Annotated in this window: 7 protein-coding genes; all 7 read right to left on the bottom strand. The window is 58.7% G+C overall.

The genetic code is table 11. The features are described from left to right. Nucleotides 1-3 precede the first annotated feature (3 nt). Entirely contained in the window at nt 4-510 is a 507-nt protein-coding gene (locus ACYAR8_RS06655; protein ID WP_463579433.1) for a hypothetical protein, read from the bottom strand. Between the two features lie 160 nt (nt 511-670). Continuing rightward, nucleotides 671-1,198 carry a hypothetical protein gene (locus ACYAR8_RS06650; protein ID WP_463579432.1) on the bottom strand — a complete coding sequence of 176 codons (528 nt, stop codon included), beginning with the start codon at nt 1,196-1,198 and terminating at the stop codon, nt 671-673. Between the two features lie 593 nt (nt 1,199-1,791). Then, the gene (locus ACYAR8_RS06645) at nt 1,792-2,271 is read right to left on the bottom strand and encodes a pentapeptide repeat-containing protein (RefSeq protein ID WP_122864584.1); all 480 of its coding nucleotides are present in this window, start codon (nt 2,269-2,271) and stop codon (nt 1,792-1,794) included. Next, nucleotides 2,268-2,585: a hypothetical protein gene (locus ACYAR8_RS06640; RefSeq protein WP_463579431.1), complete on the bottom strand. Its 318-nt coding sequence runs from the start codon at nt 2,583-2,585 to the stop codon at nt 2,268-2,270. The genes ACYAR8_RS06645 and ACYAR8_RS06640 overlap by 4 nt, the downstream gene beginning before the upstream one ends. A gap of 38 nt (nt 2,586-2,623) precedes the next feature. After that, a complete protein-coding gene (locus ACYAR8_RS06635; protein WP_163032168.1) occupies nt 2,624-2,896 on the bottom strand; it encodes a hypothetical protein in 273 nt (90 codons plus the stop codon). Nucleotides 2,897-2,898: 2 nt separating this feature from the next. Then, nucleotides 2,899-15,222, bottom strand: coding sequence for a two-partner secretion domain-containing protein (locus tag ACYAR8_RS06630; RefSeq protein WP_463579430.1), 12,324 nt, complete (start codon nt 15,220-15,222; stop codon nt 2,899-2,901). 21 nt (nt 15,223-15,243) lie between these two features. Next, a complete protein-coding gene (locus ACYAR8_RS06625; protein ID WP_463579429.1) occupies nt 15,244-16,944 on the bottom strand; it encodes a ShlB/FhaC/HecB family hemolysin secretion/activation protein in 1,701 nt (566 codons plus the stop codon). Between the last annotated feature and the right edge of the window lie 126 nt (nt 16,945-17,070).

The raw sequence follows: 17,070 nt of genomic DNA, 5'->3' as shown, positions 1-17,070 counted from the left end.
ATCCTAGTCCGCATAGGGAACATGATTGTTAGAAATATATTTTCCAGTCACAGGGACTTTAACTCCGAAATGTACATGCGGAACTCCCGGAGCGTGTGCTCCTGATATAGATCCTGAGTCGATACGGAACTCCTTAGTGCCATCAGCGCTGTGAAACACCCCAGAACCGGGCTTACCGATTTCCCTGTACTCGGGACCGAGATATTTTTGCCCTGCCGATAGAGCCTCATCGGTTGTGAGCGTCATAGAGCTCGTGAAATTTTTCTTACCAGATAGAGTTTCATTGATCACTTGATCTACACGCTGCCCAGCACCGGCGTCCAGTTGAATCTGTTTTTCAGCATTAACAAAGGTTTTCCAGTTTTCAGTAGGACCAGCTAGTGGAGTGCGTGGAGTAGCTGTTGCTTTTGCACCACCCGCAGCAGCTTCTCCTGCATCAGCGCCTGCGTCAAGTGCCCCCTTTCCAGCGGTTTTTCCCGCTGCTGCCCTCTCTGCGGCAGCGACACCCACGCGTCCTCCAAGCACAACATCAGCGATTCCGGACTCACCCCAAAATGCCTGCAACCACGCATGATCAGCCAGTCTCTTAAAAAGGGGTCCGTCCCCTTTTATCCATTAAGCCTCTGGCAGTGGCTTTAATGGCGCGAACACATCCTGTGCGATGTTTAAACTACGACTGCCAGAATGTCAGACAGACACCATATTCATCGAGAAGATCGTCAGCAATTTCAAACTGAAATACCTTCTCTGGAAAGGCATCGGATAACGCGCGCCTCCAATATCTAGTGATCTGTTCAGCAAATAAATGACAAAGACGATAATCTTCTTCCGACAGGCCCACTTTAAATACGGGTCGACCCGGTGCATCCTCCCACTTTGAAAAGAACTGATTTATTGAAAAAATATTTCTGTATCGTTCAACGTCTCTACGCGATGTACTTTGTTCCAACACACTAGATTCGGTCTCAACCAGCCCGTTCAAATGAAATTTTTGTGGATCGTATTGCTGAGCCTTAGGCAGCCAGAAAATGTGACCATTGACCTCAATAAAATCAGGAGAGAGCAAACCCAGAACAGAAATTGCTTGCTCTAATGAGACCAAACTCCCTACATATGAAAAAAACTCTCCAGAGCCAATATTCGAAACAAACAGACTCAACGACTCTTTAGAAATATTACCCTGAAAAACTTTCATCATTTCAACCCCAAACTTTCAAGAACCGACTGCGGAACATCCCCTCAAAAACTTTCGTATCACTTCCCTTCTTTGGGAAATATGTTCCATTCGGAGCTTGGTTCCATTCGACCACCTTAATCCGAGAGCTGGATACATCGTATAGTGCGCGCGCCTCGGGACGGTAGACAACAACATGCACATTTCCAAGATTCGCATAAGAATCGGGAGTTTGCCCTTGCAACGGATACTGAACACTGGATAAAAAGGGGTCCGTCCCCTTTTATCCACTAAACTCGTATTTTCCGTCCGGCAGCACCCTTAAGCTCACGGTGCTATTAGTCTTGGAGCTGTATACATGAACGAGATCATAATTACCTCGAACAGTTGAGCTGGGGATTACTGGGCTCACAGATGTAGCGTTCTTTAGGATTTCTTTAACCGTTGCCTTAGCCTATTCTATACCGGCCCTACTTGCTTCATACGGTAAGCGACCCTCACCAATTTTTGTTCCCAGCTTTTTTTGAGGTTAGTCGATTGTGATTCAAAAAAGTCATCCATCTCTCCCAAACCTGGAACTTTCTGGATGCCTTTTGCACCGAGTAAAGAGACTAAAATTATACTTTTGTCGCACCAAACATTACAGGATCGAAACCTTCAGGCCAAACTGTCCATTCGTTATATATAGCACCAGAAAAAAAAGCACTTTCTATTCTTTTAACGTCAAAATTAACATTGCATAAATTAGCTCTTATGAAACTAGCGCCACAAACATCTGCATTTTCCAGACCAGACGATGAAAGGTCTGCCCCGGTAAAGTCAGCCCCAATTGCTATAACATTTGAAAGATCCGCCCTCTTCATCTGCACGCCAACTAGTGTCGCGTTCATAAGAGCGGCACCATGCATTACCGCCCCATTCAATATAGAGTAATTAAAAGACGCATTTCTCAAATTCGAGTTTGTAAAATCTGCTCCCGAAACATCAAAATTTTCAAAAATTGCACGATGAAGCTCCAGCCCACTAAATATTGAATTAGCTAGACCATCCAAAGGCAAATCTAGGGTCTCACCTGTCTCAAAGCAGATAGTTATCATCTGTTCCCCCAATCTACCGGATCAATTTTTACATCTGATACAGGTTTGGTCTGTCCAGCTTTGCTGGGCGACAAAGTTCCTGGAGCCACCTCTGGACTTCGCCCTAATATTTTCGCAGCGATATAACGATGATTCCCATCAACAATTATATCGCCTTCCATCTTAATTGGAGGAGCGACATCCCCCTTAAGAAGATGATCAACATATCTCTGAACTGCAGGTAATGAAACAAAATTTTGACCGCTAATAGCAGGATCACCTTGTAATGCTTTTTGAATGATCTCTGGCGTTACATCTGCCCCTTTAGAAACCAAAGGCCCCTGAACTGTCGCTTTTGCACCAACTAGCTAAGTCAGAATGACTCTATAATTTTTTTCGCTAACCATGCCTCACTTTTATCTATAGATATGTAGCACCCTTCGAATGAGCCGCTTGTCAAAACAAGTCTATGCCCTCCATACTCAATAGTAATCAGAATTGAGTAAGGGCCTTGCTCACGCTTTATTTCTTCTGCATTTAGCTTTTTCAAAACAACACCAACAAATTCCTCAAAGCTTTCTTCTTCATACTCATTAAAATAAACAAAATGACCAAGCTCGGAACTAGACTCAGAAAAACGATTCATGCTCACATCCCCAACCCATTATTCACGCTTGTTCTAGATGACTGGGATTTTTCGATAATTTTGCGCCACAAATCATCCCCAGAAAGACCTTGTGACGAGTATTTATTAGCGATCTCCGACCACGTTCTATTGGGATCGCTCTTATTCAAAGAATCTGCCAAATCTCTGTTAGACATTAACTCTCTAGCTGTAGACCTTAAATCATTCCTCATGGCAAACGCCTGTTTAGCCTGATCTTCCAGCGACAATCCTGCATCAATTCGACTGGGGATTTCTGCCTCTTTGGATAAGTACCAAGCCCTAGCCTCTCTATCAGTTAGAGTCTTAGGTTGAGCAACATTGTCCCACCACTTTGTATAGGCAGTAGAATCATCGATTGCTTTTGCACCGATTGAAAACCATGAGCTAGCTTTCCCAAGTATAGCCCCTAATCCAAAGCCAAAAAGCTCTCCGGCCGTGAACTCGACCGACGCCTTAACGAACTCGGTCCCTGGCTGGACACCGTCATACCCTTCACCTCGCGCGAACGCTCGTCCGGCATCAGCAATCTTTTCAGGTGACGCCCCCTTGCTTTGCATGTCCGCCATTTGGGTAGTCACCGCTTGCCCATACGCGGCTAAACCTGGCGGCAAATGATCGCCGAAGTTGTACTGGGTACCGTTCTGCGCCACCCAGGCACCGGTTTTTAAGCTGTCGGCATCGGCGCCACTCTGCGTGGATGCGGCAAGCAAACCGACCAACTGCGAGCTCATGCTGAGCAGATTGGGGTTGCCCTTCACCAGCTCATTAAGGTCGGCCACCAATGCCTCATTAGCCCCGGCTGCCAAAGCACCAGTCTTGAAGTCACCACCGCTGACCTTAGCCAACAGCCCCCCAACCATGGCGTGAACCATGATCTTTTGAACGCTTCCGTCGGCAGCTGGAACGTAATCTCCCACCGCATGGAAGCTCGCCGCTGCCAACGTATTGAACAGCGTGCTTTGCAGCGCATCACCCAGATCACCGCCCTGACCCATTATCTTGCTCAGTGCCGCCGAAGTGCCGCTCTGTAAGCCCTGACTGGCAGCGAACTGACCAATTCCTTTCCAGGTACTGAGGTTGGTCGTGATCTTGCCGGTGATCGGGTCGGTGGTTGTGCCAGTCCAAGCATCGAAATAACCAGTGGTCAGACCCGCAGTTATACCGGAGATGGCATAGCCCTTGATCGCATCGCTGGAGGTAACATCCTTGACGACGGCACCTAGATTGCCCCTGTTATTGATCAGGCTGATCGACGCATTGGTCGCTGCCCCAGTTGCTACTGCAGCGCCTCCCGCTGCTACTGCTGCGCTTGCTCCAGCTTCCCCCAGCGCTGTCATTGCTGCAGGACCAACAAAAGCAGCCAATAAGATGGCGATTGCCAGTTGAGCGCCGACACCCAAGCCTGAGTTGCTGTACTTAAAGGAGTCGTGCGCCTCCTTCACCAGCTTCCAATCAACATCCCCCCGCTTTTCAGCATCCTTCAGCCAAGCCAGTTCAGGATCAGCCTTGACCATCGCATCAATCGCCTGGCTCACCGTCTGCTGATTAACCTGCTTGACCTCAATATGCAGGCCATCCACCGCGTTGATTGCCACAGCGCCTTTGGCGATCAGCTCACTCTGGCGCAAGGTTTCATCGGTCTTGCCCTTACCGGACATGGAGTTCCACGCAAGGCTGGTGTTGCTCTTCTCATGACTCTCCTGATGCAGGTCTTTAACGCCCTCGAAGTTGATCGCCCCGCCACTGTTAATCGTCAGGTCTTTACCGCTATTGAGCTTCGCGACCTGATACTGCTGATCGCCGCCACTCACCAACACCAAGTTGCCGCCAGCGGTGATTTCGCTGCCGATGTTTTTCACATCGGTCACTTCGTCGTGCTTGGTTTTCTTGGCGCCGAAGGAGCCTTTTTTCTTCATGTCGTACAGCGAGTAATCGTTGTCCTGGGCGGCCAGGAATTCGAGTTTGTTGCCCGCTGCCAGGTAGGCTTCGTCGGTGGCCGCGATGCGGCTGGAGGTGACGGCCAGGTTTTGCCCGGCACTCACCGCAACACTACCGCCCGCCGTAATCTTGGTCTGGACCTGGCTGACGTGGTCTTCCTGCTTTTTGACCTTTTTGCTCTTGCTGTACGAATGCTCTTCATCCGCCGCCGAGCTGATGGTGACGTCTTCGGTCGCGGCCATGGCGATGTCGCGTTTGGCGTCGATCTGGCTGGCGATGGCGTTAATGTCTCGTCCCGCTTGTACCGACAGGTCGCGACCTGCGCTGACGGTAGAGCCGATCTGGGTGATGTCGCTGCTGGTGCGTTTGGGGCTGAGTATCTGGCTGTTGGTGACCTGCGCAGAGGCGATGTTGACGTCTCGCCCGGCGTTAAGGATCAGGTCGCGGCCGCTCTGGAGCGTGCTGCCGATGTTGTTGATGTCACGTCCGGCGGAGACGCTCAGGTCATTGGCCGCTTCTATACGGGCTGCGCTGTTGGCGAAGTCCTGATGCAGTTCGCCGCGCACGTCGCTGTCCAGCGAAGTGACGCTGCGCTCGTTGGTGACATCGCCGCCGATGGCGGTCACGGTGACGTCGCGACCGGCGATGATGCCGCCCGCTTTGTTGGTGACGTCGTTGCCCGCGAGCAGGTCCAGGCGGTTGCCGGCTGAGATCAGGCCGCTGTTGACCAGGTCATTGCCAGCGGTGGCGGAAAGGTTGTTGGTCGCTTTAAGGGTGCCGACGTTGTCGAGGTTCTGGCCGGCGATGAGGGTCACGTCCTTACCGGCGATCAGTGCGCCGTTCGGGGCAAGACGTCCATCGGCTTGGGCCAGATACAGCACCGGCACCAGCACGTTTTCGCCATTCACTTCGCGCTCTTCGAGCCAGACGATGTCGTGGGTCAGTGCCGCCACTTGCTGGGACGTCAGCGACACACCGACGGACAGGTTGAGCTGGTCCTTACTGGCGATGGCGTTGTTCATCAGGTACTTGAACTGATCCTCGTTGGAGGTCTGTCCGTCGATGAATGCCTGGCCGGTGCGGGAGGTGACGGCTTGTTGCACCAGACGCTGTTCGTAGAGGCCGTCGCCGAGGCGCTTGGCGCTTTCGTCGGGGTTGTAGCCGAGGCCCGCGAGCAGGTAATCCGAGCTCATGAATTGCTTGAGGTCGGTGAGCACCGGGTTGGTTTCGATCAGGTACTTGCCGTTGCGGGCCGTAGCTGCGGTGGAGGGCAGGCCCTGAACTCGGGCGACGGTCTGCGCGGTCGCGGGCTGGTTTGCGCTCAGGCCGCTGATGTTCGTAACACCAGCAACACCTCCGATGCCCGAGACCTTATCAACGCCGGCGGTGCCCGCCGCGCCAGTCTGGTGGCTTGGAACCGAGAACCCGCCGCTGCCGGAATCGCCCGGTGTGGCGACGTTGAAAGCCGACGCATCGGCGTTGATGCCTGACGGATTTCGAGTTGAATCAACGAGCTGCCGACCGGTGGTGAGTGCCTGATTCGCGGAGGTGATTTGCAGGTTGCTGCCCTGCCCGACGGGAAGGGCCTGATCGCGCTGGGCGCTGGAAACACTGGCGCCTGTCATGGTCCAGCTTTGTGGTGCGGCGGTGGGTACAGCAACAGCGGCATTGCTGCCGCCCTGCCCGCTCAGGCGGAACAGGCCGTTCTGCCCTGTAGGCAGGCTGAATCCCGGCAGCGCGGTAGGATCGACTTGCTGCTGGGCCAGATTGGGCGGGAGCTGACTGTTGATGTGTGCGACGACAGTCGTGCTGGCTGCAGTCTGGGTGTTGGAAACCTTATTGGCGCCACCGAGATACGCATAATCTTCGTGGATAACGCTGTTCGTAAGGTTCTGCGTGGCAGTGATGTTGACCTTGCCACCAGCTTGAACGACGGCAGACTGAACTTGACCGTCATCCACCGACACTTCGCTGTCGGCCACCACCCGGAACTGATTCAGGAAGGTAGGCATCTGGACGAGATTGTTGGGATCGTACTGAGAAGCGCCCAATTCGCGATTGAAGCCGCTGTAGTACTTGAGATGTTTGCCCGTCTTCTTGTCGACAAGATCAGCGTTACCGCCGGTGCCATATTGAGTGGCAACTTCGAAAGCGGTGTCCGAGTTCATGAAGTGAAACACTTGCGGCTCGTCGTCGTTATGCGCGTTGTAGTTGTAGAGCTCTCCATTCAGAAAATTCAGGTGAGTAGAGCTGGAGATCCCTCCGGTCCTAAAGGTCCGAGTGCGCTCAACGGTACCGCCTGCCGCACCTTCGTTGGTGAAGTTGTCAGCCTGGATTGTAATGTCGCCCGATGCCATGACCTGACTTCGGCTGTTGAGGAAATCCCCACCTGTGAAGACAAAGTTTCCGCCCGCCGACAGTGTGCCGCTTCCTGAAGAAGGGGTGATCGACGCTTTATAAATTTCCTTGACGCCATACAAGATGTCGTAAGTGCTGCCTTGGCAGTCGTAACAGCCCACGGCGATGAAACCGGATACCAAGTGCCGCTCGGACGTGAAATCATCGCCGCGGTTTTTTAACACCGATGCGTTGATCGTCATTGTTCCGGCTGATTCGATTGTGCCCTTGAAGTTATCCAGCAGAACCGCTCTGCTGACCGCATCAGCCCCCCGAATATCCAGATCGCCCAAGCTGTAGACGTCACCACCATTATTGGCAAATGAGCCCACATGCAGATTTGCTTTCCCGCCGCTAGATAGCAGCCCTGTGTTTGTCAGGGACGGGGTATTGATGGTCAGTGACTGGCTGGCGCCCAGTGTCCCGTCGTTTCGCAGGGTGTTGGCTGTCAGCGTCAAATCGGAGTTCGAGGTAATCCGGCCGGCGTTGACCACAGCTCCCGCCACATTGATATCCGTCCGCCCTCCCCCCGCAATCAAGGTCGGCGCATTCAGATCCAGTCGATTCGCGCTCAGCCCCAGCGTCCCCAGGCTGGTCAGTCGGCCATTGCCCGAATAGCCGCTCGACAACGAGACATTCATCGCCCCGTCACTGGCGATCAACCCGTCGTTGATCCAGTTCCCGCCGGTCCCGACAAACGCCGTCGACGCCAGCAACTGCCCCGCCGAGGTCTGGGTGAAGTTATTGACGTTGACGTTCAACGTGCCGGCCTGAAGAACGCTGCTGTTGGTCCAGGTGTCGGCGTTGAGGGTCAGTACGCCGCGGGTCACCAGGCTGCCGCCGGCGTTCATGACGTTGTCGGTGGACACGCCGAAGTTGCCGCTGCCGACGTGCAAAATGCTGCCGCCGCCGTTGAGCAGGCTGCCGACGCCCACAGCGAGGTCGGTGTTGGCGGTTTCCAGGGCGCCGTTGCGGTTGTCGAACAGGCCGCTGATGTGCAGGTTGGTCAGGCCGCTGGTGCCGAGCGCACGCAGTTTGCCGGTCTGGTTGTCGAGACTGGCGGCGCTGATGCTGAGGGTGCTGTCGCTCTCGATGATGCCGAGTCGGTTATTCAGCGCGCCGGCGAGGCTGAGGTCGATTTGCTGACCGGCGATCTGGCCGTCGTTGTCGCCGCTGTTGTCGAAATTGTTGCCGGTGACGTTGATCCGCTGTCTGGCGTACAGGCCGCCGTTGCGGTTGTCGAAGTTGCCGCTGCCGGTGTTGATCAGCGCGTCGCCGCCCTGGGCCGAAACCCGTCCGCCGTAGTTGTCGATGCCGGCGAGTGCGCGAATATCGAGGCTTTGCGCCTGGGTGATGCCGCCCTGGCGATTGGCGTCGTAACCGTTTCTCAGCACACCGGTGATGCGCGCGACGAAAGCGTTCTGCAGGCTCGACAGCACGCCGCCACGGTTGTCGACGTTGTTGGCGGTCAGGTTGAGGTTGCCGGCCTGGGCGATGATCCGGCCGTTCGGGCCGTCGATGTCGCCGTTGACGGTCAGGTCCAGCGCGCCCTGGCTTTGCAGGGTGCCGCTGGCGTTGGCAAGGCTTGCAGCTTGCAGTCTGAGGTTGGCGTTTTTGCTGTAGATCAGGCCGTCGTTGCCGTTCTGCACGGCGCCGCTGGCGTTGACCTGAAGCTGGTCGTTGGCGGCCACGGTGCCGCGATTGCTGTTGTCCAGGCCACCGGTGGTGAGGGTCAGCGCCCGTTGGCTGGCCAGTTGACCGCCCTGGTTGTTGATCTGGGCGGCGCGCTGGATCAGCAGATCCCCCGCGCTGGCGAGCTTGCCATGGGTGTTGGTCAGGGTGCCGAGCAGATCAAGGGTGACGGCGGCGTTGCCCGCGACGGTGCCCGCGCTGTTGTCCAGGTCGGTGCCGGTGAAGCCGATGTTCTGTTGCGCGTTGACCGTGCCTGCCGCGTTGCCGAGGCCGGCGGCATTGATGGTCAGGGCGGCGCCGCTGTCGATCAGGCCGTTCTGGCTGTTGTTCAGCACGCCGCTGACGTTGAACGTCTGGCCGCCGCCGCTGGACAGAATCCCGCCACGGTTATCGACACTGGCGGCACGAACAGTGAGGGCTTTCTGGCTCACCAGCGCCCCGGCGGCCCCATTGAGCAGCGCGCCCGTCAGGTTGACGCCGACGTCGCCGCTACGGCTGGAGAGTGTGCCGCTGTTGCGGTTGTCCAGGGTTGCGCCACTGACGTTCAGCCCTGCCCAACCGGAGATGAGCCCGGCCTGGTTGACCAGCGTAGTGGCGTTGAGCACCAGGTTCTGGTTGCTGATCAGTCGGCCGCTGCTGTTGTCCAGCGTGCGCCCGGTCAACGTGAAACTCTGGGCGCTGGACATCTCGCCAGCCTGGTTGTTGAAGTCGCGCATCCGGTTAACGGTCAAGGCGCCTTTGGCGGTGATAAGCCCGCGCTGGTTGTTCAGGTCGGCGCCGTTGATGTCCAGCGTCACGGCGCCGTCACCCAGCAGCCGTCCGCCGTTCTGGGTCAGGCTGTTAAGGGTGAGGGTCATGTCGCCCTTGGCCGAGACTTCACCGCCGTCGCTGGAATCCAGCGACTGAGCGTTCAGGTGCAGCGTGCCCTTGCTGTTGATCAGCCCGGTGGTGCGGTTGTCCAGCGAGCCGGTGCGCAGGGTCAGGTCGGTGCCGGCCAGCACAAGGCCGCCACGGTTGTCGAGATTGACGGCGGTGGCGTCGAGCGCACCGGTCGCGTTGATGAGGCCGTTGCTCTGGTTAGTCAGCAGGCCCTGAACGTTCAGGCCGAAGTCGCCGCGGCTGGTCAGGGTGCCGGCGCTGTTGTTCAGCGAGCCGGCATCAATGTTCAGGTTGGCGGCGGCGATCATGCCCTTGACGTTGGTCAACGCCTGGGCGACGCGGACGATCAGCGGCTGGTTGCTGAGCAGTTTGCCGTTGCTGTTGTCGAGGCTGTCGGCGCTGAAAGTGAAGCCCTGAGCGCTGGAGATTTCACCGCTCTGGTTGTTCACGCTGGCCAGGTTTTTCAGCAGCAGAATGCCGGGGGCGTTGATCAGACCGTTCTGGTTATTCAGCTGGCCGTGATTCAGATCGAGGGTCAGGTCGGTGTTGCTGAAGAGCATTCCGCCCTGTTGATCCAGACCGGTGACGCTGGCCGAAAGCGCGCCGTTACTGCCGATGCTGCCGCCGTCGAGGTTGCTGACCTGAGCCGCCACCATCTCCAGGGTCGAGGCGCTGCTGACGCGGCCGTTCTGGCTGTTGTTGAAGTCGCCGGTGTGCAACGACATCGCGCCTTTGCCGCTGATGCTGCCGCTCTGGCTGTTGTCGAGGGTGCTGCTGTTGAGGGTCAACCCGCCGTCGGTGACGAGTTTGCCGCCCTGATTGCTGATCGCGCCGCTGGTGTTGAGGGTCAACGCGCCGGCACTGGACAGACTGCCGCCGTTGTTGGCCAACGAAGCGCTGCGCACGTTCAGGGTGCCTTCGCTGTCGATCAGGCCCTGGCCGTTGAGCAGCGCGCCGCTGAGGCCCAGGTCGATTTTCTGCTGACTGACCAGGTTGCCGCCGCTGTTGTCCAGCTGCGTGCCCGTGACGGTCAGCAATGACTTGCCGGACAACACGCCGTTGGTGCGGTTGAGCAGTTGATCGACGGTGAGGGTTATGGACTTCTGGCCGATGACGCGACCTGCATCGCTGTTGTCCAGACGCTGGCCGGTGACGCTGATGTCGTCCTGGCTGGACAGCTCGCCGCCGCGGTTGTCGATGCTGCCGACGCTCAACGTCATGACGCCGTTGGCGCTGACCAGGCCGTCCTCGCGGTTATCCAGGCTTGCGCCGGTGAGGTTCAGCGCGCCCAGGGCGATCAACTGGCCGCCTTGCTGCTGCAGACCGCCGATGTTGGCGATCAGGTCCTGTTTGCTGGCGATCTGGCCCAGGCCGTTGTCAACGCTGGCGGCATTCAGGGTCAGCTTGCCGTCGGCCACCAACGTGGCGTTGTGGTTGTTCAGGGCGTTGCTGACGGTGAGGTCAAACGCACCATGGCTGCTGAGCAGGCCGTCGGTGTTGTCGAGGCTGTCGCTGCGGGCGTCAAGGGAAGCGGCGGAAATCACGCCTTTGACGTTGTTGAGCGCTTGGGCAACGCGCACGATCAGGGCTTGATCGCTGAGCAATTTACCGCTGCCGTTATCGAGGCTGTCCGCGCCGAAGGTGAAGCCTTGGGTGCTGGAGATTTCGCCGTTCTGGTTGTTCACGCCTGCCAGGTTTTTCAGCAGCAGCGCGCCGGGGGAGTTGATCAGGCCGTTCTGGTTGTTGAGCTGGCCGTGGTTGAGGTCGAGGGTCAAGGCGCCGTTGCTGAACAGTTCACCGCCCTGTTGATCGAGGCCGGTCACGCTCGCGTTGACCGCTTTGGTGGCGGCGATGCGCGCGCCATCCTGGTTGGTGACCTGGCCCGCGGTGAGGGTCAGGGTGTCGGCGCTGGTGAGCTGACCGCCGTGGCTGTTATCAAAGGCACCAGTGTTGATTGCCGCGCTGGTTTTGCCGGAGATCACGCCCTGATTGCGGTTGTCGAGGCTGGCACTGGCGAGGGTCAGGCCGCCATCGGTGGTGATCGAGCCGTGCTGGTTATTGACCGCGCCGGGGGTGGCGATCGTCAACGCGCCCGCGCTGGACACGCTGCCTGCGGCGTTCGACAGCGATGCTGCCTTGAGGCTCAGCGCGGCTTCGCTGCTGAGCAAACCGGCGTCGTTGAGCAGCGCGCCGCCAAGGTCGACGGCCAGACCGTTCTGGCTCGCCAGGGTACCGGCGCCGTTGTCCAGCGTTGAGCCGCTCAGTTGCAGGGTGTCGCCAAACAGCATGCCTTTGGTGCGGTTGATCAGACGATCGACGTTGAGCTGCAACGCCGTACCAGCGATGACTTTGCCTGCATCGCTGTTGTCCAGTTGCTGCGCGGTGATCGTCACGTCCTGCTGGCTGGACAGCTCGCCGCCACGGTTATTCACGTTGCCGACGGTGAGTTTCAGCGCTTTTGTCGCGCCGACCAAACCGGCGCCACTGTTATCGAGGGTGTTGCCGGTCAGCGTCAGATTGCCCTGAGCGACGAACTCGCCGCCCTGCTGCGCGAGGTCGCCAACGTTGGCGACCAGGTCAGACTGACTGGCGATGCGGCCAGCGGCGTTGCGCACGCTGTCGGCCTGGATCTGCAACAAACCGGCTGCACTGAGCAGGCCGCTCTGGTTGTTCAATTGCTGGCCGAGGAACGCAATCCCGCCCTTGCCGCTGATCAAACCCTTTTGACTGTTATCCAGCGCATTGATGAACAGCTGCATGTCCTGGGTGGCACGCACCGAGCCGCCGCGGTTGTCGACGGTGGCGCTGCGCAGGGTCAACCCGTTCTGCGTCGACACAACGCCGCCGCGGTTGTCCAGGGACAGGCTTTGCAGCGCCAGCGCACCTTTGGACTGAATGCTGCCGCCCGCCTGATTGTTCAGCGCGCCGGTCAGGGTGAGGGTGACATCGCCATCGGACACCACCGTGCCCGACTGACTGTTGTCCAGACTGCTCGCGGTAACGGTCACGCCATCGGCGGCACCCAGTGTGCCGCCCTGACTATTGATCGCGCCGCTGACGCCCAGGGTCAGGCGTTCATCGGCGGTGATCTGCCCGCCCGCGTTGTTCAGACTGGCCGCCGTCACGGTGCCGATCTGCGCCGCCGACAGCTCGCCGTTCTGGTTCGACAGTGCGGCGTCGACGACCACATTCAACGCCGCATCACTGCTGACGCTGCCATCGTCGTTGAGCAGCGTACCGGTTTGAATGTCGATGCCCTTGCCGGAGATGAGTCCGCGAACATTGCTGAGCTGCCCATTAACCCGAACGCTTAAGTCACTGACGCTGGACAGTTCACCCCCGCGGTTATCCAAGCTGGCCGCGTTGATCCGTGTGCTGCCATTGGCCTTGATCAAACCAGCGCTGTTGAGCAACTGTCCGGCAATGTCCGCCGACAGGGCCCCAACACTCGAGATCTTGCCCTGAGTGCTGTTATCGAGATTTTGCGCAGTGATCGCCACGTTAGCGTTACTGGTGATCAGGCCGCCGCTGGCGTTCCACAGTTGGCCAGCGTTGAGGGTCAGACCGCCCAGACTCACCACCTGACCGGCCTGGCGGTTGTCCAGTGTCGACGCTTTGATCTGTGCGCCGTTGGCGGTGATAACGCCAGCGCTGTTGAGCAGTTGCCCGGAAATGTCCGCCGTCAACGCTGCCGTACTGGAGACCCTGCCCTGCTGGCTGTTGTCGAGATTTTGCGCGGTGATCGACAGGTTGCCGTCGCTGGCAATCTGGCCGCCGTTGGCGTTTAGCAGCTGCCCAGCGGTGACAGTCAGACCGCCCTGACTCAGCACCTGCCCGGCTTGGCGGTTGTCCAGTGTCGCTGCGTTGATACGCGCATCGTTGGCGGTGATAACGCCAGCGCTGTTAAGCAGTTGTCCGGATATGTCCGCTGACAACGCCGCTGCGCTTGAGATTTTGCCCTGCTGGCTGTTGTCGAGGTTTTGCGCGGTGATCGACAGGTTGCCATTGCTCGCGATAAGCCCGCCGCTGGCGTTCCATAACTGAGTGGCGACAAGGGTCAGAGCGCCCTGACTCAGCACACGACCGGCCTGGCGGTTATCCAGGCTGGCGGCGGTCAGTTGCGTAACGGCCTGGCCGCTCAATGTGCCGCCCTGGTTGTTGACGGATTGAGCAGCGCTGACCTGCAGCGTTCGACTGGCGACAACGTTGCCGGCGTTGCGAAGGTTCTGGGCGCTGATCGTCACATCGCCGGCGCCGTTGCGGCTGTTGTCTGCATTTACGCCCGCTTCAACGATGGCGGTGTTGGTCAACTGGCCACTGGTGGACAGCCTGATCTGATCGCGGGCGGCGACGTTCTGCTGAATGTTCAATGCATCGCGGCCCTGCAGGTCGACGCTGCTGCCGTACACCGGGCCCTGAACCTGGGCGTTGAGGGCCTTGACGTTGACGGCGCCGGTCGCGGCGGCCTGGGCCATGTTCAGCTGACCATTGGCGTCGATCTGAATGTCGCTGGCGCTGGCCGCCAGATTGCCGGCCACTTTCACGCCGACCCCGGCTTCGGTGCCGACCAGTCGAATGGCGCCGGCATACATGCCGCCCAGCGCAGAACTGTCGATGGCCAGTTGCGGCTTGGCGCTGCCGTCGTCAGCCAGTGCTGTTGCGTTCAGGCTCTGCGCGTCGACGTTGTTGCGGCCGGCGATGATGTTGAGTGTGTTGGCGTGCAGCTCGGCGTTGATCTTCGCGCTGCGGGTGATGATGTCGAACTGGTCGAGGTTGCTGGCGTCCAGCCCTCCACCTTCGATGGACACACTGCCGCCTTCGACGCGGAAATGATCAAGACGGCCGTTGTCCAGCACCGGCGTGCCCGTGGTGAGGGTCGCCCGCGGTGTGTTGATGAAGCCGCAGCCGTTGCAACTGATGCCATAGGGGTTGGCGACGATAACGTGTGCGGCCTGCCCGGCCACTTCGGTGTAGCCGTTGAGCTGGCTGGCGTTGGCGCCCGTGACTTCGTTGAGAATGATCGACGCGGCCCGACCGTTGAGATTCGGGTTGCCGACCACGATGCCGCCCAGTTGCGTGCTCTGGGTGCGGGCGGTGGCGTTGTTGAGGATCACGCCCTGGGTGCCGACGTTGTACTGCTGGTACTGGTTGTGGGAAAGACCGCTGGCATTGGGCGCCGCGATGTTGACGATGGGCACGCCGTTCCCTGCCTGACTCAGGGTGGTGTTGGTGGTGCCGCTCACCGCGATGCCGTCGGCCTGGGCCAGCAGCGGTTGCCAGAACATGGCGTTGGCCAGAATCAAGGCGATCCCGCGCTTGGGCATGCCCCAGAAACGCGGACGCTCAGTCAGCGCAGCAGAAGGCTGGCGCACGAGAAAATCGAAGTGGCGAACGTCCATGTCAGGTATCTCGGTCAAACGTTAGAGAAAAAAGTCCATGCGGAAATAGATCGGCGACTCGCGCTCGATCAGGCCGCCGGGGCGCTCCAGAGAGTGGGCAAAGGTCACCGTCGCGGCGACGTGCTGACCGCGGGTGAAGCATTCGACTGCGTTGCTGGACAGGCGCCCGTGCGCCTCGTCGTTGTAGCGATCGTTGGCAATCACGCCCTGGTCGTAAGACGCCGCAATGCCGTAATCGCTGAAGGCCGGGCGCAGCCAGTCGAGGGTGACGGGCCGGGTCAGGCGCAGCTCGTTGCGCCAGTAGCCGCCGCTGTCGCCGGACAGCAGTTGGTCCTTGTAGCCGCGCACCGACGATGACCCGCCAAGGCTCATGCGCTGAGGGCTGAACAGCACGTCTTCGCTGCGTTGTCCGGTGGCGAGGCTGGTGAAGGTGAAGCTCTCGTCCCACAGCTTGAACGGCTGCAGGTAGCTCACGGTGCCGGTGTATTTGCGATAGCGCGCATTGGCTTCGCCTGGGCCCGGGTGGTTGTTGTCCTGGGCCCCGAACGCGCTGATGCCTTGCTGCATGCCGAGGTCGAGGTTGAGAAACGCCGAGCCCACGCGCCGGCCGTGGTTAATGCCATATTGCACTTCGCTGATGCGGTTGCTGCTGTCGGCCAGCCGGCTGCCTTCGATGTAGTTGTTGCTGCGCAGGTTGGAGACGCCGACGTTCAGCGAGGTTTTGCTCAGGGCGTCACGGTAGATGACTCGCTCGGCGCGCAGCTGATGGGTCTGGCTGTCGCCGTTCTGCTTGAAATCGAAACCGTTGGCCTGGGCCTGTGAGCGGTATTCACTTTCGCTGTAGCTATAACTGAAATTCCACCAGCCCCACGGCAGGTTGTAGGCCAGCCCGGTGTTGTGCGAGGTGTGCAGGTGGTCGGTCATGGCGTCGTGACCGCCGCGCAGGCTCAACTGATCCGCCAGACCCAGCGGGCTGTCCCACTCAAGCCCGGTGGTCCACTGTTGCTCGCCAGTGCTGCGCTGTCCGTCGTTGTTCCGCGACAGGCTCACGCGCCACGGCTTTTGCGGGGCGTTCTTGACCAGCACGTCGCTGCCGCCGACTTCCTGGCCCGGTGTCAGCTCCATCTGCGCCTGATTGGACGGCAGACGATTGAGCTGGTCGACCATCTGCTCGATCTCGCGCAGATTGACCAATTGCCCTTCCCGCCCCGGAAATGTCATTGCCAGCTCACGCTCGCTCAAGCCGCTGTCGCCAGCGCTGCGCAGTTTTTCCAGCTGGCCTTCCACCACCAGCACCTGCAACTGGCCTTTCGACAGATCCTGCTGTGGCAGGTAGGCGCGACTGGTGACCAGCCCTTTCGCGATGTACAGGTTGGTGATGGTCTTGAGCAATTCGTTGAGCTGGGACACGCCCATGCACGTGCCCAGATAAGGCTGGGTCAGGCGCTGACGCTCGGCGTCGGACAGCGACGCAGCACCTTTGAGCTCGATCCCCGTGATGGTGAAGCAACGCGTGTCGACTGGGGCAGCCGGTGCGACAGGTGCAGCTTGCTTGCCGGGCAGACTCTTGAGGTCTTCGAGGCGGCGCTGCTGCTCCTGGAGCAGCTGTTCCTGACGGTCGCGCAACAAATCCTGATCGCCCGGATTCGGCGCCGCGAGGATGGTGAGCGGAATGGCGACGAGCAGGCAAAACAGCCCAACTCTGAGTGCGGGGAAATTCACGGAGCGTCCTTGCAATAGCACAGTGATATCAATAAACGGCGCGATAGTAATTAGCCATTAGACTGACGTCAATAAGCCGGCATGAAGTTTCATGTTCGCCCGAATCGTCGGTCGCGGACCTCCCTC

The sequence above is a fragment of the Pseudomonas sp. HP_01 genome (assembly GCF_055284355.1).
Note: the sequence above shows the minus strand (reverse complement) of the source record. Positions and strands in the feature narration are given on the sequence as shown.

Excerpts from the sequence above, each read along its gene's own strand:
- ACYAR8_RS06650 (WP_463579432.1), bottom strand. The coding sequence starts at position 1,198 with ATGATGAAAGTTTTTCAGGGTAATATTTCTAAAGAGTCGTTGAGTCTG.
- ACYAR8_RS06645 (WP_122864584.1), bottom strand. The coding sequence starts at position 2,271 with ATGATAACTATCTGCTTTGAGACAGGTGAGACCCTAGATTTGCCTTTG.
- ACYAR8_RS06635 (WP_163032168.1), bottom strand. The coding sequence starts at position 2,896 with ATGAATCGTTTTTCTGAGTCTAGTTCCGAGCTTGGTCATTTTGTTTAT.
- ACYAR8_RS06630 (WP_463579430.1), bottom strand. The coding sequence starts at position 15,222 with ATGGACGTTCGCCACTTCGATTTTCTCGTGCGCCAGCCTTCTGCTGCG.